This window comes from Candidatus Binataceae bacterium (genome assembly GCA_035308025.1).
Classification (GTDB): domain Bacteria; phylum Desulfobacterota; class Binatia; order Binatales; family Binataceae; genus JAJPHI01.
In genome coordinates, this window is the sequence record DATGHL010000008.1 from 68099 (window position 1) to 86606 (window position 18508).

Annotated in this window: 20 protein-coding genes; 8 read left to right on the forward strand and 12 right to left on the reverse strand. The window is 62.5% G+C overall.

What is annotated here, in order from left to right; all coding sequences use genetic code 11:
- Positions 1-27: 27 nt before the first annotated feature.
- Both cobA and hemB read left to right on the forward strand, forming a co-directional pair.
- The gene (gene cobA, locus VKS22_01905; protein ID HLW69353.1) at positions 28-1596 is read left to right on the forward strand and encodes a uroporphyrinogen-III C-methyltransferase; all 1569 of its coding nucleotides are present in this window, start codon (positions 28-30) and stop codon (positions 1594-1596) included.
- A 38-nt stretch (positions 1597-1634) separates the two neighbouring features.
- Positions 1635-2606 (forward strand): porphobilinogen synthase, encoded by a 972-nt coding sequence (gene hemB, locus VKS22_01910; GenBank protein ID HLW69354.1) that lies wholly within the window; start codon positions 1635-1637, stop codon positions 2604-2606.
- A 51-nt stretch (positions 2607-2657) separates the two neighbouring features.
- On the opposite strand, the gene VKS22_01915 is transcribed toward hemB, so the two are convergent.
- From VKS22_01915 to VKS22_01930, 4 genes are all read right to left on the reverse strand, one after another.
- Positions 2658-2888 carry a hypothetical protein gene (locus VKS22_01915; GenBank protein ID HLW69355.1) on the reverse strand — a complete coding sequence of 77 codons (231 nt, stop codon included), beginning with the start codon at positions 2886-2888 and terminating at the stop codon, positions 2658-2660.
- Positions 2889-2962: 74 nt separating this feature from the next.
- On the reverse strand, positions 2963-3745 hold the full coding sequence (locus VKS22_01920; protein HLW69356.1) for a hypothetical protein: 783 nt from the start codon (positions 3743-3745) through the stop codon (positions 2963-2965).
- An 80-nt stretch (positions 3746-3825) separates the two neighbouring features.
- Positions 3826-4176 (reverse strand): Hpt domain-containing protein, encoded by a 351-nt coding sequence (locus VKS22_01925; protein HLW69357.1) that lies wholly within the window; start codon positions 4174-4176, stop codon positions 3826-3828.
- A 45-nt stretch (positions 4177-4221) separates the two neighbouring features.
- A complete protein-coding gene (locus VKS22_01930; protein ID HLW69358.1) occupies positions 4222-4611 on the reverse strand; it encodes a response regulator in 390 nt (129 codons plus the stop codon).
- A 312-nt stretch (positions 4612-4923) separates the two neighbouring features.
- Here VKS22_01930 and VKS22_01935 point away from each other — a divergent pair, with 312 nt between their 5' ends.
- The 6 genes from VKS22_01935 to VKS22_01960 all read left to right on the forward strand — a co-directional run bounded on the left by VKS22_01935 (position 4924) and on the right by VKS22_01960 (position 12314).
- Positions 4924-6216, forward strand: coding sequence for a cellulose synthase operon protein YhjQ/BcsQ (locus VKS22_01935; GenBank protein HLW69359.1), 1293 nt, complete (start codon positions 4924-4926; stop codon positions 6214-6216).
- A 16-nt stretch (positions 6217-6232) separates the two neighbouring features.
- A complete protein-coding gene (locus tag VKS22_01940; protein HLW69360.1) occupies positions 6233-7591 on the forward strand; it encodes a CpaF family protein in 1359 nt (452 codons plus the stop codon).
- Positions 7592-7783: 192 nt separating this feature from the next.
- The gene (locus VKS22_01945; protein ID HLW69361.1) at positions 7784-8713 is read left to right on the forward strand and encodes a type II secretion system F family protein; all 930 of its coding nucleotides are present in this window, start codon (positions 7784-7786) and stop codon (positions 8711-8713) included.
- 85 nt (positions 8714-8798) lie between these two features.
- Positions 8799-9740 carry a type II secretion system F family protein gene (locus VKS22_01950; protein ID HLW69362.1) on the forward strand — a complete coding sequence of 314 codons (942 nt, stop codon included), beginning with the start codon at positions 8799-8801 and terminating at the stop codon, positions 9738-9740.
- 244 nt (positions 9741-9984) lie between these two features.
- Positions 9985-11196, forward strand: coding sequence for an aspartate aminotransferase family protein (locus tag VKS22_01955; protein HLW69363.1), 1212 nt, complete (start codon positions 9985-9987; stop codon positions 11194-11196).
- 5 nt (positions 11197-11201) lie between these two features.
- A complete protein-coding gene (locus VKS22_01960; protein ID HLW69364.1) occupies positions 11202-12314 on the forward strand; it encodes a HAMP domain-containing sensor histidine kinase in 1113 nt (370 codons plus the stop codon).
- Between the two features lie 183 nt (positions 12315-12497).
- On the opposite strand, the gene VKS22_01965 is transcribed toward VKS22_01960, so the two are convergent.
- The 8 genes from VKS22_01965 to VKS22_02000 form a co-directional block, all read right to left on the reverse strand.
- Entirely contained in the window at positions 12498-12734 is a 237-nt protein-coding gene (locus tag VKS22_01965; protein HLW69365.1) for a hypothetical protein, read from the reverse strand.
- A 17-nt stretch (positions 12735-12751) separates the two neighbouring features.
- Complete coding sequence (locus VKS22_01970; protein HLW69366.1) at positions 12752-13354, reverse strand: hypothetical protein; 603 nt, start codon at positions 13352-13354, stop codon at positions 12752-12754.
- Positions 13355-13367: 13 nt separating this feature from the next.
- A complete protein-coding gene (locus tag VKS22_01975; protein HLW69367.1) occupies positions 13368-13994 on the reverse strand; it encodes a hypothetical protein in 627 nt (208 codons plus the stop codon).
- A gap of 128 nt (positions 13995-14122) precedes the next feature.
- Positions 14123-14956, reverse strand: coding sequence for a phage tail protein (locus VKS22_01980; GenBank protein ID HLW69368.1), 834 nt, complete (start codon positions 14954-14956; stop codon positions 14123-14125).
- 5 nt (positions 14957-14961) lie between these two features.
- Positions 14962-16131 carry a baseplate J/gp47 family protein gene (locus VKS22_01985; protein ID HLW69369.1) on the reverse strand — a complete coding sequence of 390 codons (1170 nt, stop codon included), beginning with the start codon at positions 16129-16131 and terminating at the stop codon, positions 14962-14964.
- A gap of 65 nt (positions 16132-16196) precedes the next feature.
- The gene (locus VKS22_01990) at positions 16197-16664 is read right to left on the reverse strand and encodes a GPW/gp25 family protein (protein ID HLW69370.1); all 468 of its coding nucleotides are present in this window, start codon (positions 16662-16664) and stop codon (positions 16197-16199) included.
- A 39-nt stretch (positions 16665-16703) separates the two neighbouring features.
- Entirely contained in the window at positions 16704-17273 is a 570-nt protein-coding gene (locus VKS22_01995) for a phage baseplate assembly protein V (protein ID HLW69371.1), read from the reverse strand.
- A gap of 8 nt (positions 17274-17281) precedes the next feature.
- Entirely contained in the window at positions 17282-18310 is a 1029-nt protein-coding gene (locus VKS22_02000; protein ID HLW69372.1) for a contractile injection system protein, VgrG/Pvc8 family, read from the reverse strand.
- Positions 18311-18508: the final 198 nt, after the last annotated feature.

Genomic DNA, 18508 nt, shown 5'->3' on the forward strand with positions numbered 1-18508 from the left:
CATGCTTGAGGCCAGGAAAGCACGATTATGGCTGAATCGCGCGGCAGGGCTTACGGAAGAGTCTATCTGATCGGCGCCGGGCCGGGCGCGCCGGATCTCATCACAATGCGCGGGGCGCGCCTCCTCGGCGCGGCCGAGGTCGTCGTCTACGACAGTCTGGTTTCGCTGGAGTTGCTGAAACTTGCGCCGGCCGAAGCCGAGCGCATTCACGCCGGCAAGCGCGGCGGCAATGAACATAGCGCCGATCAGAACGCGATCAACGCGATCCTGATCGAACGCGCGCGTCAAGGCAAAAAGGTGGTTCGCCTCAAGGGCGGCGACCCGTTTATTTTTGGCCGCGGCGGCGAGGAGGCCGAGGCTCTCGCTGACGCCGGCATCGCGTTCGAGATTGTTCCCGGCGTCACCTCCGCGATCGCGGTGCCCGCCTTCGCCGGCATCCCGGTCACGCATCGCGACTACGGTTCGTTCGTGGTCATCGTGACCGGCCATGAGGAGCCAGCGCGCGATCGTGCTGAGGCGATTCCCTGGCGCGAAGCTATACCCTGGGATGACCTCGCACGCGCCGTCAGCCGGCGCGGGACGCTCGTCATCCTGATGGCGGCGGCGCGGATGCGCGCGACGCTCGCCCGCCTGTCGGCGGCCGGCCTTCCCGAATCGACCCCGGCTGCGGCGATTCAATGGGGCGCGACCGCCGCTCAGCGCACCGTCCTCGCCACCCTCGCGACCCTCGCCGGCGAAGCTGAGCGCGAGCAACTCGTCGCTCCCGCGGTGGTCGTGGTCGGCGAATGCGCACGGCTGCGCGAAGATCTGGCTTGGTTCGAGCGAATGCCGCTCTTTGGCCGGCGGATCGTCGTAACGCGCGCGGCCGCGAAGGCGACGCGCTTCGCCGCCCACCTGCGCGCGCTCGGCGCCGACGCGATCGAGTTTCCGACGATCGCATCCGCGCCGCCTTCGAGCTATCAACAACTCGATCAGGCGCTCGCCGACGCCAGCTCCTTCGACTGGATTATTTTCACCAGCGCGACCGGGGTTAACGCCTTTGTCGAGCGGATGCGCACACTGGGCCTCGATCTGCGCGCGCTGGGAAAAAGCGCTCTCGCCGCGATCGGTCCGGCCACCGCGGCGCGGCTGCGCCATCACGCGCTTAAGGTCGCCGCGATGCCCTCCGAGTATCGCGCCGAGGCGCTCATCGACGCGATCGGCGTCGAGCGCATCGGCGGCGCGCGTTTCCTGATTCCTCGCGCCGAGGTCGCCCGCGAAATTCTCCCCGAGCTTTTGCTGCGCCACGGCGCGCATGAGGTCGTCGTCGCCCCGGCTTATCGCACGGTGGCGCCGCCCGCCGCCGACTCGGCCGCGCTGCGCGAGCGCCTAGCCGCGGGTGCGATCGATCTTGTGACCTTCACCAGCTCCAGCACGGTGACGAATTTTGTGGCGCTGATCGGCGACCTGAGCCCGCTGCCGAAGGCCGCCGCGATCGGCCCGATCACCGCCGCCACCGCTCGCGCCTGCGGCTTCGACGTCATAGCCAGTCCTGCGACCTACACCGTCGCGGAGCTCACCAACGCGATTGTCGCCTGCTTCAAACACCCCGTATAATCTCCCTTAAGCGCAGCCTGCTGCGCAGGTGATCCGCGATGGCATTTCCGATTAATCGGCCGCGACGGCTCCGCCGCACCGAGACTCTCCGCCGGATGGTGCGCGAGATCCGCCTGGCGCCTGACGATCTGATCCAGCCCTACTTCGTCTGCCCAGGCCGCGACGTGCGCAAGCCGATCGCCGCGATGCCCGGCGTCGCCCAGCTCTCAGTCGATAACGTCGTCCGCGAGGCGCGCGAAGCTTGGTCAGCCGGCATTCCTGCGATCATTCTATTCGGCATCCCGACCCGCAAAGACGCCGTGGGCAGCGAAGCCTGGAACGACGACGGCGAGGTCCAGCGCGCGACTCGCGAAATCAAGGAGCAGGTTCCCGGGCTTGCCGTCATCACCGACGTCTGCATGTGCGAGTACACCGATCATGGCCACTGCGGCGCCGTCGCCGGCAACGACGTCGACAACGACGCGACGCTCGATCTGTTGGTGCGTGAGGCGCTGTCTCACGCGCGCGCCGGCGCCGACATGGTCGCCCCGTCAGACATGATGGACGGACGCGTCGGCGCGATCCGCGCCGCTCTCGACGCCGAGGGCTTTAGCCACCTCCCGATCATGGCCTACTCGGCCAAGTTCGCGTCGGCCTTTTACGGTCCGTTTCGCGAAGCCGCCGAGTCCGCGCCGCAGTTCGGCGATCGCCGTTCTTATCAGATGGATCCGCCCAACGGTGACGAGGCGATGCGCGAAATCGCGCTCGATCTCGACGAAGGCGCGGACATCGTGATGGTCAAGCCGGCGCTGGCTTATCTCGATCTGATCTGGCGGGCGAAGCACGAATTTCAGGTTCCGGTCGCGGCATACAATGTCTCGGGCGAATACGCCATGATCCGCGCGGCGGGCCTCAACGGCTGGCTCGACGAAGAACGCGCCACGCTCGAGGTTCTTACTTCGATCAAGCGCGCCGGTGCCGACCTGATCCTCACCTACTTCGCGACCAATGTTGCCCGCCGCCTGCGCTGATCGACGATCCTGAGGTTGGCGGGTCCAAAGCAGGCGCGCCGCGCATCGAAGTTAGTCGATAACCTTCAAGTCGCGCAGGCGCGGCGCGATCTCGCGGTCAAAGCGCTCGAGGTCGCCGTAGTAATCCTCCAGGCACATCAGAGCGCCCTCGATCCCGAGGTCATAGGTCCAGTCGTCCAGCACCCGCTTGCGCGTGCTGATTGAAGCCGTATAGCTGCAGTTTGGCATGAACAGCCCAAGCTGCAGCGGCAGCCGCCCCTCGGTTAACCTCCGTGATGACACCCAAAACCTCGCCGCCAGAAATTACCACCAGCGGGACGTGGTCTCAACGGCGGGTGCTCCCGACTACCTACTACTCAATCCGCCCGATTTCGCTGCGGCCCGAGCGGTTGGATGTGCGCCTCGTAGTAGGGTCGCATCGCACGCAACGCGCGCCCCTGATGGTATTTAAGCTCCTCGTCGGGGTAGCGATGCTGCGGACCGAGCACGCAGGCCGCACGCGCATGACATCGCGGCGCGCACTCCGCCTCGCGCTCAACCCGCCAGGTTAGGCACGCTGGGATATTCCACCCGTCCGCCGGGCCAATGGCCCCCGCCGGACAGGCTGGAATGCAACTTCGCGCTCTACACGTCGGACATGGATCGAAACCACTCGCCTCGCCGGGCGCATCGATCTCACGGTCGATCAAAATCGCCGCGCGAAATGCGATCCATGGCCCGTATTCAGGATTCACCACAACGCCCAGCAGGCTCGGCCCGGCAATCCCGGCGAGCCTGCCCAGTTCCATGAAGTTCAGTGCCGGCCCGTCGGCGACGAAAGGATAAACCGTAGTCGCGTGAATACTCGCCGCGGCGAGCGTCGGGACGATTCGGCTTTCTACCGTGACACGAGCGAAGTCGTCGAGTGGATTTGCACGCGCCTCCCAGCCCGGATGAGCGGCTCTGTGTGCCTTGAAGGCCCGCCAGAAATCGCCACCGCCGTTGGCGACCACGACGATCGCACGCGCTGCCGGATCAATCGCGCCGGCGCGCAGGGCGAGCGCCGCCTGCGTGTCGTAGCGCGCGATCGGAATCGCGGCGATCAGATTCAGTCCGAATGGCGCGGCTGCCGCTTTGACCGCTTCGAGGATTTCAGCCACATCGTCAACTTTACATCGCAGCCTTCCATCGAGCGATGGTCGGCCGACAGCGCTTGGCTTATGGACCTAATCCCGACTGTTCAGACTCGCGAACCGCGCGCACTCTCTTCGCAGAGCGCCGCGATCACGCGATTCGCTTCGGCCTCCAGAGGCCCGAGGAGCCGTGCAACGTCCTCGAGCCGGCGGCCTCGCGCTGCATCTTCCATCGCGGCCGCCGTGGCGCTCAGCACCTGCGCGCCGAGCGTAGCCGCGCTGCTCTTGAGGGTATGCGCCGCGCGCTCGGCCTCCGCGCAATTACCCGCGTCAGCACTACCGGCCAGCGTCGCCAGTCGCTTGGGCGTCTCGCTGACGAACAGTGCGATCAGATCCTCCAAGAGCTCGTCACCCTCGCTGCGAAGGTCAGCGATAACTTCAGCATCCAGTATTTGCATAACCTGATTTTGCGGGTGAGTCTCGCCGGCGCATAGGGACACCGCTTACGCTACGTTGCGGTGAAATACGCGCACCAGCTTCTGCCGCACCGGCTCGAAAGAAAATCGATTAAACGGCTTGACCACGTAGGCGAGCGCCCCCTCCGTGAGAAAGGAATCGCGGATTTTGCCGAACGGTACCGCACTCACCACGACCACCGCCAGTTCCGGGCTGGCCGTGCGCATCTCGTGAAACAGTCGCAAGCTATCGTAACCGCCGACTTCCGGCATCATGACGTCAAGCGTTACCAAATCGGGCTTGAACTCGTGAAACTGCTCCAGCGCCTGCGCCGCGTTCTCCGCCTCGCCCATCACCTTGCAGCCGAAATTCGTCAGATGATGCCGAATCACCCGCCGGGCGAAGGGTGAGTCATCGATGATGAGGGCTTTTACCACGCGAAATCTCTCCCCGTCAGTTGAGCGCCAATGGCCAACAAGCCGTTCAGTCTTGGCCCTCAGCGCATTCGAGCAATTATCGGGCCTCGCTCGCGCTCTCGTGAAGCAAATCAGAAAAAATCCCGAAACGTTCGGAACTCTGCGCTTCGCTTGGTTTCTGCGCGCTCGCGACTGGTATGGATGATGCACCCTCCGCAAGCGGCCATTCTGCGTCGAGTTGATCTGGGCACCCGCGCACCAACGGATGTTTCACAAAGCGTCAACGAGCGGGCATCGGCAAATCGAATGTCTCGTTTTGAATCTCGGGGGTCTATGAGTTTTTCAGCGAATGAGATGATTGCGCAGCCGCTCCACGGCCGCTCCAACGCCTTGACGGTGGCGGTTAGCGGTGCCGCCGCGGCCAGCCGAGAACAAATTCTCGAGGCGCTGGCGCGCGTCACCGAGCCGCGGGTCGCGATCGTCACGGCCAACACCGAGCCCCCGGACGAACCGGCGGAAATGGTGATAATATCCCTCGGCGAAGATGAGGAAACCTGGTCGCTGCAAATCCAGGACCTCGCCCGCGCCGACGGTTCGCAGCCAGCCGTGATTGCAGCTATCGGCGAACGTTCGGGCGACGCCGTGCGCAAGGCGCTGCGCGCCGGCGCCGACGATGTGTTCTTTCTACCTGCGGAACCTGTCGATCTTTCCCGCTGCTTGGTCCGGGTCGGCGAGACGCGCCGCCGCGCCGACGGACGGCGCGCGACGATTTGCGCCCTGACCAGTGTCGCCGGCGGGGCCGGCGTCAGCAGCCTTACCGCGGCGCTCGGCTTCGCACTGATGCGCCTCGGCCATCAGCGCGTCGCGCTGGTTGATCTCGGGTTGCAGTGTGGCGCGCTCGCCGCCCTCCTCGACCTCAACCCCGAGCACACCCTCAGTGAACTAGTCGACCCGACGACGACGGTCGATTCGATTCGGCTCGAGGCCTCGCTCACCGCTCATCCGTCAGGACTCTACCTGTTGGCCGCGCCCAAACGTGTCGAAGAGAGCGAAATGGTTTCGGTCAATAGCGTCGCCGCGTTCCTCGATCTGATGCGCCAGCTATTCGATTTTATCCTCATAGATTGCGGCCATCACATGAGCGAAACCCTGGTCGCTGCGTGGGAACGCTCCAGCCGCCTGCTCTACGTCGTCGAACAGTCCGTTACCAGCGTGCGGCCGGCGCAACGCTTTCTCGAGATGTTCGGCCGTCTGGCGTTGACCGGACTCGAGCCCGAGTTCATCCTCAATCGCTACGCCGCGGCGAATCCCTTTTCGATCGAGAAGATTGAAGCCGCCTTGCGCAGGCCACTCACCGCGCAGATTCCGCGCGACGACGCCGCCTTTTTGCAGTTTCAGATCGAAAGCGCCGACCTCGCCGGTATCGCCGGCAAGTCGGGCGGCCGCGATGCCGTCGATAACCTCGCACGCAAGCTCTGCGGGATGCCCGCGCTGCCCCTCGCCGGCTCATCCTCCTTCCTCTTCTCGCGTCTGCGTTCGGCCTTCAAATCGACGCGCCAACCCGTACCGGTCGCCCATCCCGTCGAGCATCACGAGCGCGAGGGCGCGCTCGGCACGAGCCTTTGAGCGGTAGCCACGGGCCATGGGACTCCTCGATCGCCTGCAATCGCCGGGGGAATTACGCGCTGGCAATCAGCCCTCGCTCTACGCGGAGGCGCGCGGCAATAGCGGCGCGGCGGGCGCCGGCTTCCTCGGCGAATTACGGGTTCGCGTTCAGGCGCGACTGGTGGAAAGGATCGACGCCACCAAACTCGAGGAGGTCGGCTATGGCGGCCTGCTCGAACGCATCGGCGAGGTCATCAATGAACTGATCGCCGAAGACAAGATTCTCCTGACTGCCGCCGACCGCGACCGCCTCATCGACTCCATCACCAACGACATGCTCGGCCTTGGGCCGCTCGAACCCCTGCTGCAGGACAATAGTATCTCCGACATCCTGGTCAACGGCTGCGGTGACGTCTGGGTCGAACGCGGCGGCCGCCTCTCACGTACCGAGGTCAGGTTTCGCGACGATCATCATCTGATGGGCATCATCAACCGGATCGTCTCGCGCGTCGGCCGCCGGATCGACGAAGCCTCACCGATGGTTGACGCCCGCCTACCCGACGGTTCGCGCGTTAACGCGATCATTCCGCCGCTTGCGCTCGACGGCCCGGGCCTGAGCATCCGGCGTTTCGGCGGCCACTCGATCCATATCGGGGATTTGGTGCGCAGCAAGGCTCTCACTCACGAGATGGCGGATTTCCTCCAGCAGGCGGTCGCCGCCCGCCTCAACGTCGTCGTCTGCGGCGGCACCGGCAGCGGCAAGACCACCCTGCTGAACTGCATCTCAACCTTTATCCCGCCCGACCAGAGAATCATCACGCTCGAAGACGCCGCCGAGCTCGCGCTTCAGCAGCCGCACGTCTTCCGGCTCGAAACCCGCCCGCCCAACGTCGAAGGCAAGGGCGAGATCACCATGCGCGACCTCTTTCGCAACACCCTCCGGATGCGTCCGGATCGCGTGATCGTTGGTGAAGTGCGCGGCGGCGAAGTGCTCGACATGCTCCAGGCGATGACCACCGGTCATGACGGCTCGATGACCACGCTGCACGCCAATAGCCCGCGCGACGCCCTCAGCCGCCTCGAATTGATGATGCTGCTGGCGGGCGTCGCGCTGCCGGAAAGGGCGATGCGCCAATATATCGCCGGCTCCCTGCACCTCATCGTCCACGCCGCGCGTCTCGCCGACGGCTCGCGCAAAGTGATGCGCATTACCGAGATCACCGGTCTCGAAGGCAGCACCGTCCTGACCCAGGACCTCTTCGAGTTCGTCCAGAGCGGCGTCGCTCCCAACGGCAAGGTCATCGGTCAGTTCCGCACCACCTCGGCGCGCTCCAACTATGCGGCCAAAATCGAAGCGCTCGGCCTCAATCATGAGTCTTCCTCGTCTACCTCATAACCACTAACTACGGCAACGCTGTAATCCCAGTCAGTTTTCTAGCTATTGAGAGTCGCGCTCCGAATGACAGAAGAACGACACAAAGATAAATGCCGCTTCTGTCTCATTGGCATCGCAAGATACGCTACTAAGTAACCACTAGAATTAATGAAGCGCTTAAACCTGACAATTGAAATAGCTAGTCAGTAAAGAATGGAAATCCTCGTATCAAGTTCGCTCTGCGTCCTCCTGCTCGTTCTCGGTCTCGGCCGCTACTGGAACCGGCGCATCGAGCATCAGCGCGCGGCGCGCAACGCGGGCCAACGTCTCTCGGGAACGACGATACTGATAACGCCCGCGGGCCGCGACGCGCCCGCGCGCGTCGTCCGCGAGCCGAACCGTCTGATGCGCGCGCTCGCGCGGCAACTCGACGGCGCCGGGCTTACGCTCGAACCGTGGGCTTTACTGCTCGCGATCCTCGTGCTTTTCGCCGCCGGTACTGCCATCGCCTGGATGCGGCTGCCACTGGATTTCGCTGCCGCGTGTGGCGCCGCGCTAGCCACATCGCCTCTCGTTTACCTCAGGTTTAGGCGCGGCCGGCGCCTGAAAACTCTCAGCCGCCAGCTCCCCTATGTGCTCGAAATGCTGAAGTCCGCGCTCGGCGCCGGCCACACCCTGATGCGCGGCCTGCAGATGGCCGCCGACAATACCGCCCCGCCGCTGGCTCCCGAGCTCGCGATGCTGGTCGAGCAGGTCCAGCTTGGGATGCGCCTGCCGCTCGCCTTCGAAGTGATGTTCCACCGTATCCCGATTGAAGAACTGAGCTTTCTCGCTGCCGCGGTCGGCGTTCAGGAAGAGACCGGCAGCAGCCTCTCGGAGATCATCGATCGCGTCACACAAAGTATTCGTAGTCGCCAGCGTTTGGCCGACCAGATCAGGACCCTGACCTCGCAATCCCGCTTGAGCGCGATGATTGTATCGGCCCTGCCCGCAGTGATTCTCGCAGCTTTTTCACTCCTGCGGCCGGACTACGTCAACATTCTCTTTACCGATCCGCTGGGCAACCGGCTGCTCGAGATCGCAGTCGTGCTGGACGTTGTAGCGCTTTTGATCATGCGCCGCATCGCACAAGTAGATTTTTAGTCAGACCGAGGTTCAGACAAGTAGAGTGTTAGGCAAATAGATTGTCAGGATTTCAGCCAAGTGCGGAAATGAGGAGTTCACCCTGGTGACCGGAGCGCTACCTTTGGCATTGACGGTCTTCGTGCTCGCCGTGGCCGGCGCCGCCGGAATTTACCATGCGCTCTACGGCACAGCGCGCGTTAGCCACGAACGCCTGATGCCGACGCCCGCGCCTTCAACCCGCGCCGCCGCCTCCCGCGGAGCGGCCAACCGCGTGGCCGCGCGCCTCGCCACGATGGCGGGCGCCAACCGCCGCCTTGGCGAGATGACCCGGCAAAGCCGCCAGAGCGGAGGCCTCAAGCCGACCACCAAACGCTTGGCCGTCGCGCTTGGCCAAGCCGGTTACTATAGCTTGCGCGCCGTCGTCATGTTTCGCCTGATCCAAATCGCCTCCCTCGTTGCGATGGTCTTGCTCGGTGCCTGCGTCGGCCTGTTCTACGGCCGCCTCGTTATATCGGTTGCACTCCTGGGCCTGATCGGTTACGCCGCGCCGCGCTACATCCTTGGCCGGATCGGCCGCCGTCGCCTCGTCCGGCTCGGCCGTGAATTACCGGCGATCCTCGACCTCCTCATGGTTTGCCTGGAAGCCGGACTCGGCCTCGTTGAATCGCTGCGTCTGGTCGGGCACCAGTCCGAGCGTCACGGTGGCGTCCTCGGCGCTGAACTCGCCATCACCGCCGGCGAGGTCACGACCGGCGTCTCGCTGACCGACAGCCTGCGCAACCTCGGCGCGCGCGTCGGCACTGACGAACTGAAATCACTCACCGCACTCCTCGTGCAAAGCCATCAGATGGGCAGCCGTCTCGGACCCGCGCTGCGCGCCAGCGCCGAACAGCTCGCCACCCGCCGCCGTATGCAAGCCGAGGAGATGGCGCAAAAAAGTGCGATCAAGATGCTCGTACCGCTGGTCGTCTTCATCCTGCCCGCCATGATGATGGTCGTGCTCGGTCCGGCGATCATCCAACTGATGGGCGTACTCGGCCACTAGAGGAGACCTGTGCACAGGCCCAGAATGTCATCCTGAGCCGGCGAGCAGCGCGAGCCGTGTCGAAGGATCTACGCGAAGCGATTCCAAAAGAATTCACTTGTGCAGAGCTTCCCTAGGTGCCGCGCAGCCGGCGGCGCGACTTGCTCAGTATGACTTTTTGATTTTCGTCCATCGCTCTGAAGAGTATACTGCCGTGCCGAACTCTTAGAGCCTCGAACCACAGCCGCATGGACCTTGACCCGCGATGAGCCGGGCGCGTGACGATTTTCTAACCCACCTAGCGCACACCTCCGACGCGCCGATCGGCCTCGAAGTCGAACGCGCCGAAGGCTCGTGGCTCTATCGCCGCGACGGCCGCCGCTATCTCGATCTGATTGCGGGAATCGGCGTCTCCGCCCTCGGTCACGGTCACCCCGAGATCCTCGAAGCCCTCGCCCGTCAATCACGCCGCCATCTGCACGTGATGGTCTATGGCGAATACGTGCTCGAGAGCCAGGCCGCATTGGCCGCGCGTCTCGCCGGACTGCTTCCCCCCAACCTTTCGCGAGTGTATTTCACCAACAGCGGCGCAGAGGCCATCGAGGGCGCACTGAAGACGGCGCGCAAATTCACCGGACGCGCGGGCTTCGTCGCTTTCGACGGGGCTTATCACGGCGACACGATGGGCGCGCTGGCGCTCGCGGGCAATCCGGCCTTTCGCGCCCCCTTTGGCGCGTTGCCGGGACCGGTGCGCCATCTGCCCTTCGACGATGAGAACGCCTTGGCAGAAATCGACGATCGGGTTGCAGCCGTGATCGTCGAGCCGGTCCAGGCCGAGGGCGGCGTCAGGATTCCGACCCGTAGTTTTATCGAGGCCTTGCGACGGCGATGCCATCGGACTGGCGCCCTGCTGATTTTCGACGAAGTCCTGACCGGTCTCGGCCGCATTGGGCGGCTCTTTGCTCTCGATCATTTCGGCGTCGTTCCGGATCTGCTCGTGCTGGCCAAGGCGCTCGGCGGCGGCCTGCCGCTCGGCGCCTTCTGCGGCCGCGACGACCTCCTCGGCACGCTCGCGCATGACCCTCCGCTCGGCCACATCACGACCTTCGGCGGCCATCCGCTCTCCTGCGCGACCGGGCTCGCCATGCTCGACGTGATCGTCCGGGAACGGCTCTGGGAGCGGGCGGCGATCGTGGGCGCTCAATTCGTCGAGGATCTGCGACTGCGGCTCACGCGGAGCGTTACTGAAATCCGCGGAATCGGATTGCTGATCGGGATCGAGTTTGACGATTCGACGTTGGCGCGCCGCTTCGTCGCCGAGAGTCTCGGCCGCGGCGTCGTCATCAACTGGACGCTCAATGCCGATCACGTGGTGCGGCTCGCGCCGCCGCTGACCATCGCTGCCGCTGAAATGGATTTCGCCGTCAGCGCGATGGAGCGCGCGCTCGACGCCGCAAATGGCTTGAAAACCGGGTAGCCGCCGTGGCAGCGGATGACCGCGAGTTCTCCCCGGCGATCACATCAGCGGACGCGCCCGCCCACGCATCGATCACCGCCCGTCAGGTCGCCGCCTTCCGCGCTCACTGGCGCTTATGGCTGCTGCTCGCCTGCATCGCAATTGTCGCATTGATGGTCTTGGCGGGGGCCGCCACCCATAATCCGGACGCGGGCTACTTGGCGCTTCTGCTTTGTCCTATGGCCGCCGCGGCTCTCGTCGTCTGGGGCTGGCGTTGTCAGTTGCTGCTCAACTTCTTCTGCCTGCTGATCTACGCAATCTCCGGGCTCGCGGTCCCAAGCGGATCACGCTTCGCGGTTACTCACGCGCTCGCGATGCTCACCGCCCTCACGCTCGCGCAATTCACCGCGGTCTTTTCCGATCGCTACCGGCGTCGCCTCGAAGGCCGGCTTGAACAGTTGGCCACTGCCGCAGAGCTTCGCGATACCCAGGTGGCGACGATGACTCACGACCTCCGCAACCCGCTGGCTACGCTGGTCGGTCTGATGACGCTGCTCGTCGAGGACGATGACGGTGAGAAAGATCGAGCTGACCTGCTCGCGCGCATCTGGTCAACGACCGCTTCGATGGATTTGCTCGTCAAGAATCTGCTCGACCTCTACATGCTCGACGAACAGCAAATTCACGCCAATCGCCGCATCATCGACGCCGACGCGATTGTCAAAGAGACTGCCGAGCGCTATGCCTTCGAGGCGCGACTGCGCGAAGTCGAGCTCGCGATCGAGCTTGGCGGGGTGCATCAGGCGCATCTCGATCCGCTGCATCTCGAACGTATCGTCGCCAATCTGATCACCGGTGCAGTGCGCCGCACCACCGCGGGCGCCGTACGTATCCGGACCTCGCAACATGACGGATGGTTGCTCATCGAGGTCAGCGACTGCGGCCCGCCCCCGCCGATCGATCAGATCTTCGAGCGGCCCGGCCTCGGCGAAAACGGCGCGCGCTCCGAAGCCTTGGGCCGTTACATCGCCCGCTCCCTGGTCGAAGCCGACGGCGGAACCATCCGCGCACGCAGCGGCGACGGCTGCGGTCTCACTGTGATTGCCCAGCTACCGTCCGCCACCCCGCCGCCTCAGTGACCTCTGCGCAAGCGGGATTCCAGGCAAGAGAAGATAAACGATCCGGGATTTTTCGCTGTGACAGCTTCGCTCAGGATGACAGGAAGTTGTGTATCCGCGGCGCAATCCCTCAGAATGACCTTCCTACTTTCACCAGCCCACTTTTGTCATTCTGATCGCACGACCACCGCCTCTCCTTGATCACTACAGCGCCGGTGTCTGCCCTAGCGAATAGACTGCGTACAATACCAACGTTGAAGCGGCCGCGTCCGGATTGTCCGGGGTCGGCAGCGTCAGCGGCACATCCCAGCTCGCCGGCAAACCCAAGGCTGCACGCGTAAGGGGCGTCAGTGCGATGATCGCGGCTACCGGCGCCGGCAACCCTACCGTGTTGCGCGGAAGATAGACCAATGAAAAAATCCCGCCATTCGCATCGACCATTAATCCAGCTCCTGTAGCTAAAAGCCCACCGCGATCCAGTAAAAGCCGGTGAGACCGGCCTTCGTTCCGCTCGCCACCGCGACCGTGCCGCTGCCATCCCAGTCGGAGAAAAAGCTGATTGAATTTCTGCCCAGCGGCGTTACCGTCTCGAGCGCCAACGCCGAATTTATCAGTGCCCCATCGCCCGCCGTATTGTTCGTAGCGTAAAACCCGCCCGCCCACTCATTGGCGTTGCTGAAAGCGCTCGGCAGCGTCACGGTGAAGACCGCGTTCTCGACGCCACCTCCGGCCAACCCGGCAAATGAATAAAATCCCCATTGGATTATCATTTGTATCTGCCCGCGGCTGACGTCGGCAAAGGGCACGGCAATATAGCCATTCTGACCCATCGAGCCGCTGAACAGCGCCTCGAAGGCCTGTAGAAGCCCGATATTCGCTATATTTGTGTCCTGCCGTCCCTTTATGTACGAGGTCCGATTAGCCAACTGCTGATGAGGCTGATTACTCAGACCGATTCCGCCGAAACCCGCGCCGACCGCCGCTCCCTCCACCGCATCGGTCTGCTGAATCTCATAAATCTCATTCGCACTGAACTCCGGACTATCGATTAATGTCGCCATCGCCGCGCACCGCCTAGAAGGTTAGCGTCCACGTTCCTGAATAGTTGCCCGCGCCCGTGTACCCGAAGGCCGGCACGCTCACGTGCGCGATCAGTGGTCCCGGCGCCTGATGAAACGCCACCAATGTCCAGGTCACGCTGCCGTCCGTCGTCGTCCCGTTCAGCGTCGTTGACCATCCGGGCGCAGCGCCACCCGTCGTCCCGCTGATCGTGCAGCGCTGCACATTACCGTCACCATCCACCAGCAGGTTGCCCACCACCTTGGCCGCTCCCGCCGTCCATGACGGATTTGAACTCCCCTGCACGGCGGGCAATGCCACATTTGCCGAGTTCGCAAACAATCCCAGTTCCTGAATCGTCACGCCGTTCGCGCCGTAATCGGTCGTCAGCAATGAGTAGTTGAACTCAACGCTCCCACTGGATGGAAAGGTGTGCGCCCCGACGCCGTTATAGTAAGCCGGGGCCGCCGCTAGTCCGGTGTCGGTTACCGCCGGGGCCGTTGCCCCCGAGCCGAAGCCCACCGCACTGACGTACTGTCCGGAGGTGATTCCAGCCACCAGGTTCGCCAACGCCGGCAGCCCGGCATTGACGAAGATGTTGCTGCACTCCCAGATGATCCGTCGCCGCTCATATAAACGCACTATTCCTGTTGGCCGCATAACTTTCCTCGATTCCCTCGCATATCTGCGACACGCGCCGCACTGCTATCTCACTAAGCGATGCCCGACTGCTGCCGGCAATCGCTCATCGCCTTCCTGTTTCTCCACGCTTAGCCATTCGCCGAGATTGCCGCGCCCTGCACCACGACTCCCGAGTCCGCAACCACAGGCTCATTCGCCCCATAAGTAATTCCGGCATGATAGAAGTGTTTGGCGTAGGTCGGCATTATCGACTTGCTGTCGGCGACCGGCCATGCCATCGCGCTAATCTGATCCGTCGGCGCAGGCGCGTTGTCATTCTGCTTGAAAATGCTCACGACGGTATCCAGCGGGACCGGCGTGAAATCCTTCACTCCCGCCAGATTCAACCAGAGCGAATCCAAATACGCCCGCACAGGCTTGAAGAAATTCACCGCCGCGATAATCCGGGCCGGATCACCCGCGCCCACCGGCTGATTAATCTGATTGATTACGACGCGAAAGACCGCCCAGCCCTCGCTCGTCGGATATTGCGATCCGCCCCAGCTCGCCTGCCCTTCCTGCAGCGTAACCTCATTCCAGCCAAGCGCCGCCAATGCAGTCTTTATCGCGTAGGGTGTCCCTCGTGTTCGATGAAGTGGAATCGCCGCGCCGAGCAGCGTGCGCAACGACGTATAATCCGATACTCCCGCCGCATCCGCGGTTGAACTCAGTGTATCGATGTCAGTCAGCGAGTCGATATCCGTCAGCGCATCGATTGATTCACCACTGCTCGATCCCAGTTGCCATTGCGGCGCCAGCATGTCGAACTGCCACGCCAGCAACAGCAAACTGCTGTCAGGCGCCGAGTCCAGCCGATACACGAGCGTCGGGCTCAGATCGAGCGCTCCCAGCCGCTGCGTCAGTTGCAACAGCGCCTGGCCACGCACGTCATTGATCGACGGTTGAACGGTTAGGGATGCCATCGGCTTCAGCTATGGATTGGCCCGGTTGCCTGCGACAAAGCAATTGACGTGCAATTCGCCCACTGTCCGGCCGATAGCGGCGTATATGACGGCGAAGTGAGCGTAACCTCATACACCCCTGACACCGATACTGCCTCGATTATCTGACTCGGCACGATGTCCCGCTGAATCCGCGAGGCCAGCGCTACTGCAAACGCTTGCACCGCGGCGCTAGCGGCCGCCATAGTCGCCACCGGATCAGCGTCAGTGTACAGCGTTAGCGTCCCAGCAATCTTATAATCAACTTCCGCCACCGGCAGCACATTAACCGTGTCAGTCAGCGGTCTTACGCTGTCGGCGCTCAGCGCGCTGAGCACGTTGCTTAGTAGAGTCCCGCCCGCTATGCCGGCATTGTTCGGCGCTGGCGCGGGTTGAGTATTGATCGGGCCTGTCAGTACAAACACTGTCACCTGGCCCGGCGCTGGGGAAACGACTTGTGCGTCGATTATCGCGGGGTCGGCCCCTAGCGCGAAAAATCGATACGCCCCCTCCGGACCTGCCACGCTGAATTCGTTCGGCGCCGCCTGAATCCGCGTCCGCAAGTGATCGTCAGTCTCCGGCGCCGAGCCTCCGCTACTGACGGCAGTGTTGGCGACCGACGCGATTAGCACGCTCGGATTCAGCTGGATGCTGATTTGCCCGGCCAAATACCCATTCGCGCCCGAACCAGTCGCTGTCGCCGTCGCCGCGACGTTGCCGCTCGATTGGCCGGCCGCGATCGTCATTGCCTGGTCAGTCGTAAATGTATACTGTCCGTCCGAGCTTCCCACCGGCGTACCCGCTGGCACCGTGTAGGATACCGGTAGCGTTGCCGCTAGCGTAAATTGCAGCGTCGTCACCGCGCTCTGCGCCGTCAGACGCGTGACGCCCAACAATTGACCCAGGTAATCGATCATCGGAAACGTTGCGTAGGCCAGCAGATTCTGTTGCCCCGCATACTGTATCGCGTTGCGCACCAGCGACTCGCGATACGCGTATAGATTGATCAGCAGACGCTCCACCTGCGCCGGCTGTAATGTCCGGCCCGCTGCCGTCTCGAACTCGGCAATCATGTCCGCCAAGATCAAGTTGGGATCGAGGCCGTCGGCATCGTTGACGAACACCGGCGGCGGTAGGGTTGGAATAGCCGCTCCCATCAGAGCCTGCTCCTCTTATCGATTGTTTCTGCGTCCACGATGCCTACAACTCATCGCGCGCCTGTTTAAAAACCTTGCGCCGCGGGAATTATGTTTACTTGGGTCACCTGTGGCGCGTTGGTAATGCTTCCCGCGCTTCCCTGCGCGCCCAGTTTTAGTCGCCAGGTTGCAGCCACACTTAAATGAGCGCCTGATTGCGTCGACCCGCCGACCACTGGCGCCACGGTTACCCCAATCAACTCAATTCGGGGCTCCCAGCGGATGATCGCTTCAGTTACCTCCCGCACAATCGCCGCAGTGGCTACGTTGATTGGATAATCCACATATTTCCATAAATCGATGGCGAATGTCGGGCGTAATGGGTCTGATCCCTTCGGTGTCGTTAGAATTATCTGGACGCACTGATTAACATCCTGCAGCGCCTGAACGACGTTTCCGATCCCGGCGCCCGCTGCGCCGCCCGCGGTCGAGTCCAGCATCAAGGACCAGTCCGCCGAAGTGATATCCCCGAGAGTAATTGCGCCGGCGGGCATTTATCGAGCTGCTCCTGGTTGCATACTCTTCAATCTCACCTATTCGGACAGTACTTTCACGCTCGCGCTGGTTATCGTTCCCGTCCCGGCAGGACAGGTCACCGAATCCCCCAGGCGCGCCACGCCTCTTAGTGGTGCGGTCCCTAGATTAATCAACCTCTGGGCAACCACGTTAACGTTGCCTGCGGCGTCGATGTTGATCTCCGCGCCGCTCGCCGTTACGTTTACAGTACCCCCTGAAGGAAGCGTGATCGCCAACGCGTGCTGCGAACGATCATACTCGAAGGCCGCCCCGTCCTTGGCGCTCCAATGCAATTTGTCCGCGGTCATGCCTGGCGGTGGGGTATCCACCGTCGAATAGATCGCGCCCAGAACCGCCCCGTCTTCATCAAATTCATCCATCAAGCACACGACCTGCTCTCCGATGTCCGGAAGGAAATAGCCCTTATCACTTTGGCTCTTTAACACCATCACAGGCAGCCACCAGCTCTGCATTTGGTCGCGATCCGGAAACGTCACTCGCACGCGGCATCCCGCAGCATCCTGCGCCTGCACTATTCCAACGCGAAACGCGCTCATGTTGAGCCCCTCTCGGCCGTCCTTCGCCACTCTCGAATTCACCCCGTCGACGCGACAGAACTGCGTAACTGTCTCGCGGACACCTCGGTTGTATAGCCACTCGACCGGGTCAACCGATGGCGCGCCAACTCGATAAGGTAGTTTCCGTCGTTCACGCCAAACCCCGTAAGGGTGATTACGTTCCCGGCAACCAACGTCGTCGACCCTGGCGCTTTCAACCTCGCAGTCCGCTGCTTCGCGTTCATATCGTGCAACACGCTCTGTGCTTTGAGAAGTGCCTGTTCGATGGTCTCGCAACGCGCGACCATCTTGACTGTGTCGCCGGTCGGCGCTTGCATCGCTGACGTTACGCTTTGCGTTATCAGTTCCTTGGTGTACGGCTGCTGATAACTCACCTGTGCATCTTTGAAAATTTCATGTGTCTTGTTCGTAAAGCCGAATGTCAACAAGTCCGAGCGCCCTAATACCATCGCGGGCGTACTGCTTTCTAAAGTAGAGATCGCGTAAAATACCATTTGCGTTCCGCGTACCGTGAACTCATAACCTTGGGCTTTGGCGAGACGTCGCAAAAACTCCAGATCCGTCTCTTGTCTCTGCGTTATGCGCTCGAACGCAACGTTGAGCGAATTATCGGCCCCAATTACACTTAGGGAGTACTTGCTGGCGATCGTAGCCGCTATCTCGGGCAGCGTTTGGTCTTCGTATCCAAGGCTGTTCCGCGTGCGCGTCGCCGGCGTGATCCAGGCTTCCAAACAGCGCATGTAAACACTGTCCGGCGGGCCGCTGAGCTCCACTTCATCTACCTCGAAGTCCCCGCAGGGCAGCAGGACGTCCCGTTCGTATCCTAGGAGCAGGGTCAACCGATCACCCAGTTGCGGAGACCACGGTCCTTGCCACAACTTTTGGTGATCCTCGAGCGTGACTTCAATCTCGCTCGCCGCGCCTTCTAACCGGTCTTCATAGGTAATTCCGGTGACCATCGACGAAATGTCCGCCGTGATGTTGACGCCTTGATAGGTTAATACCCATTGCGGCGCTCTTACCGCATACCCGAGTGCAGCGCTCATTCAAGTTCTCTAGCCAGGAGACCGTTGCATTCTGCCGCCTAGCCGCATCACAATGCGGGCTTCCAGGGCGGCAAATTCGCGGTCTGAGCTTGGCTTACCTGCAGAAGTGGAATTGCCAGAATTATTCCGGAATCAAAGACTGCGGATATTGGGACTTGCGGATTCGCCATAATTATCGAAGTGTACAATGTTGGGTCG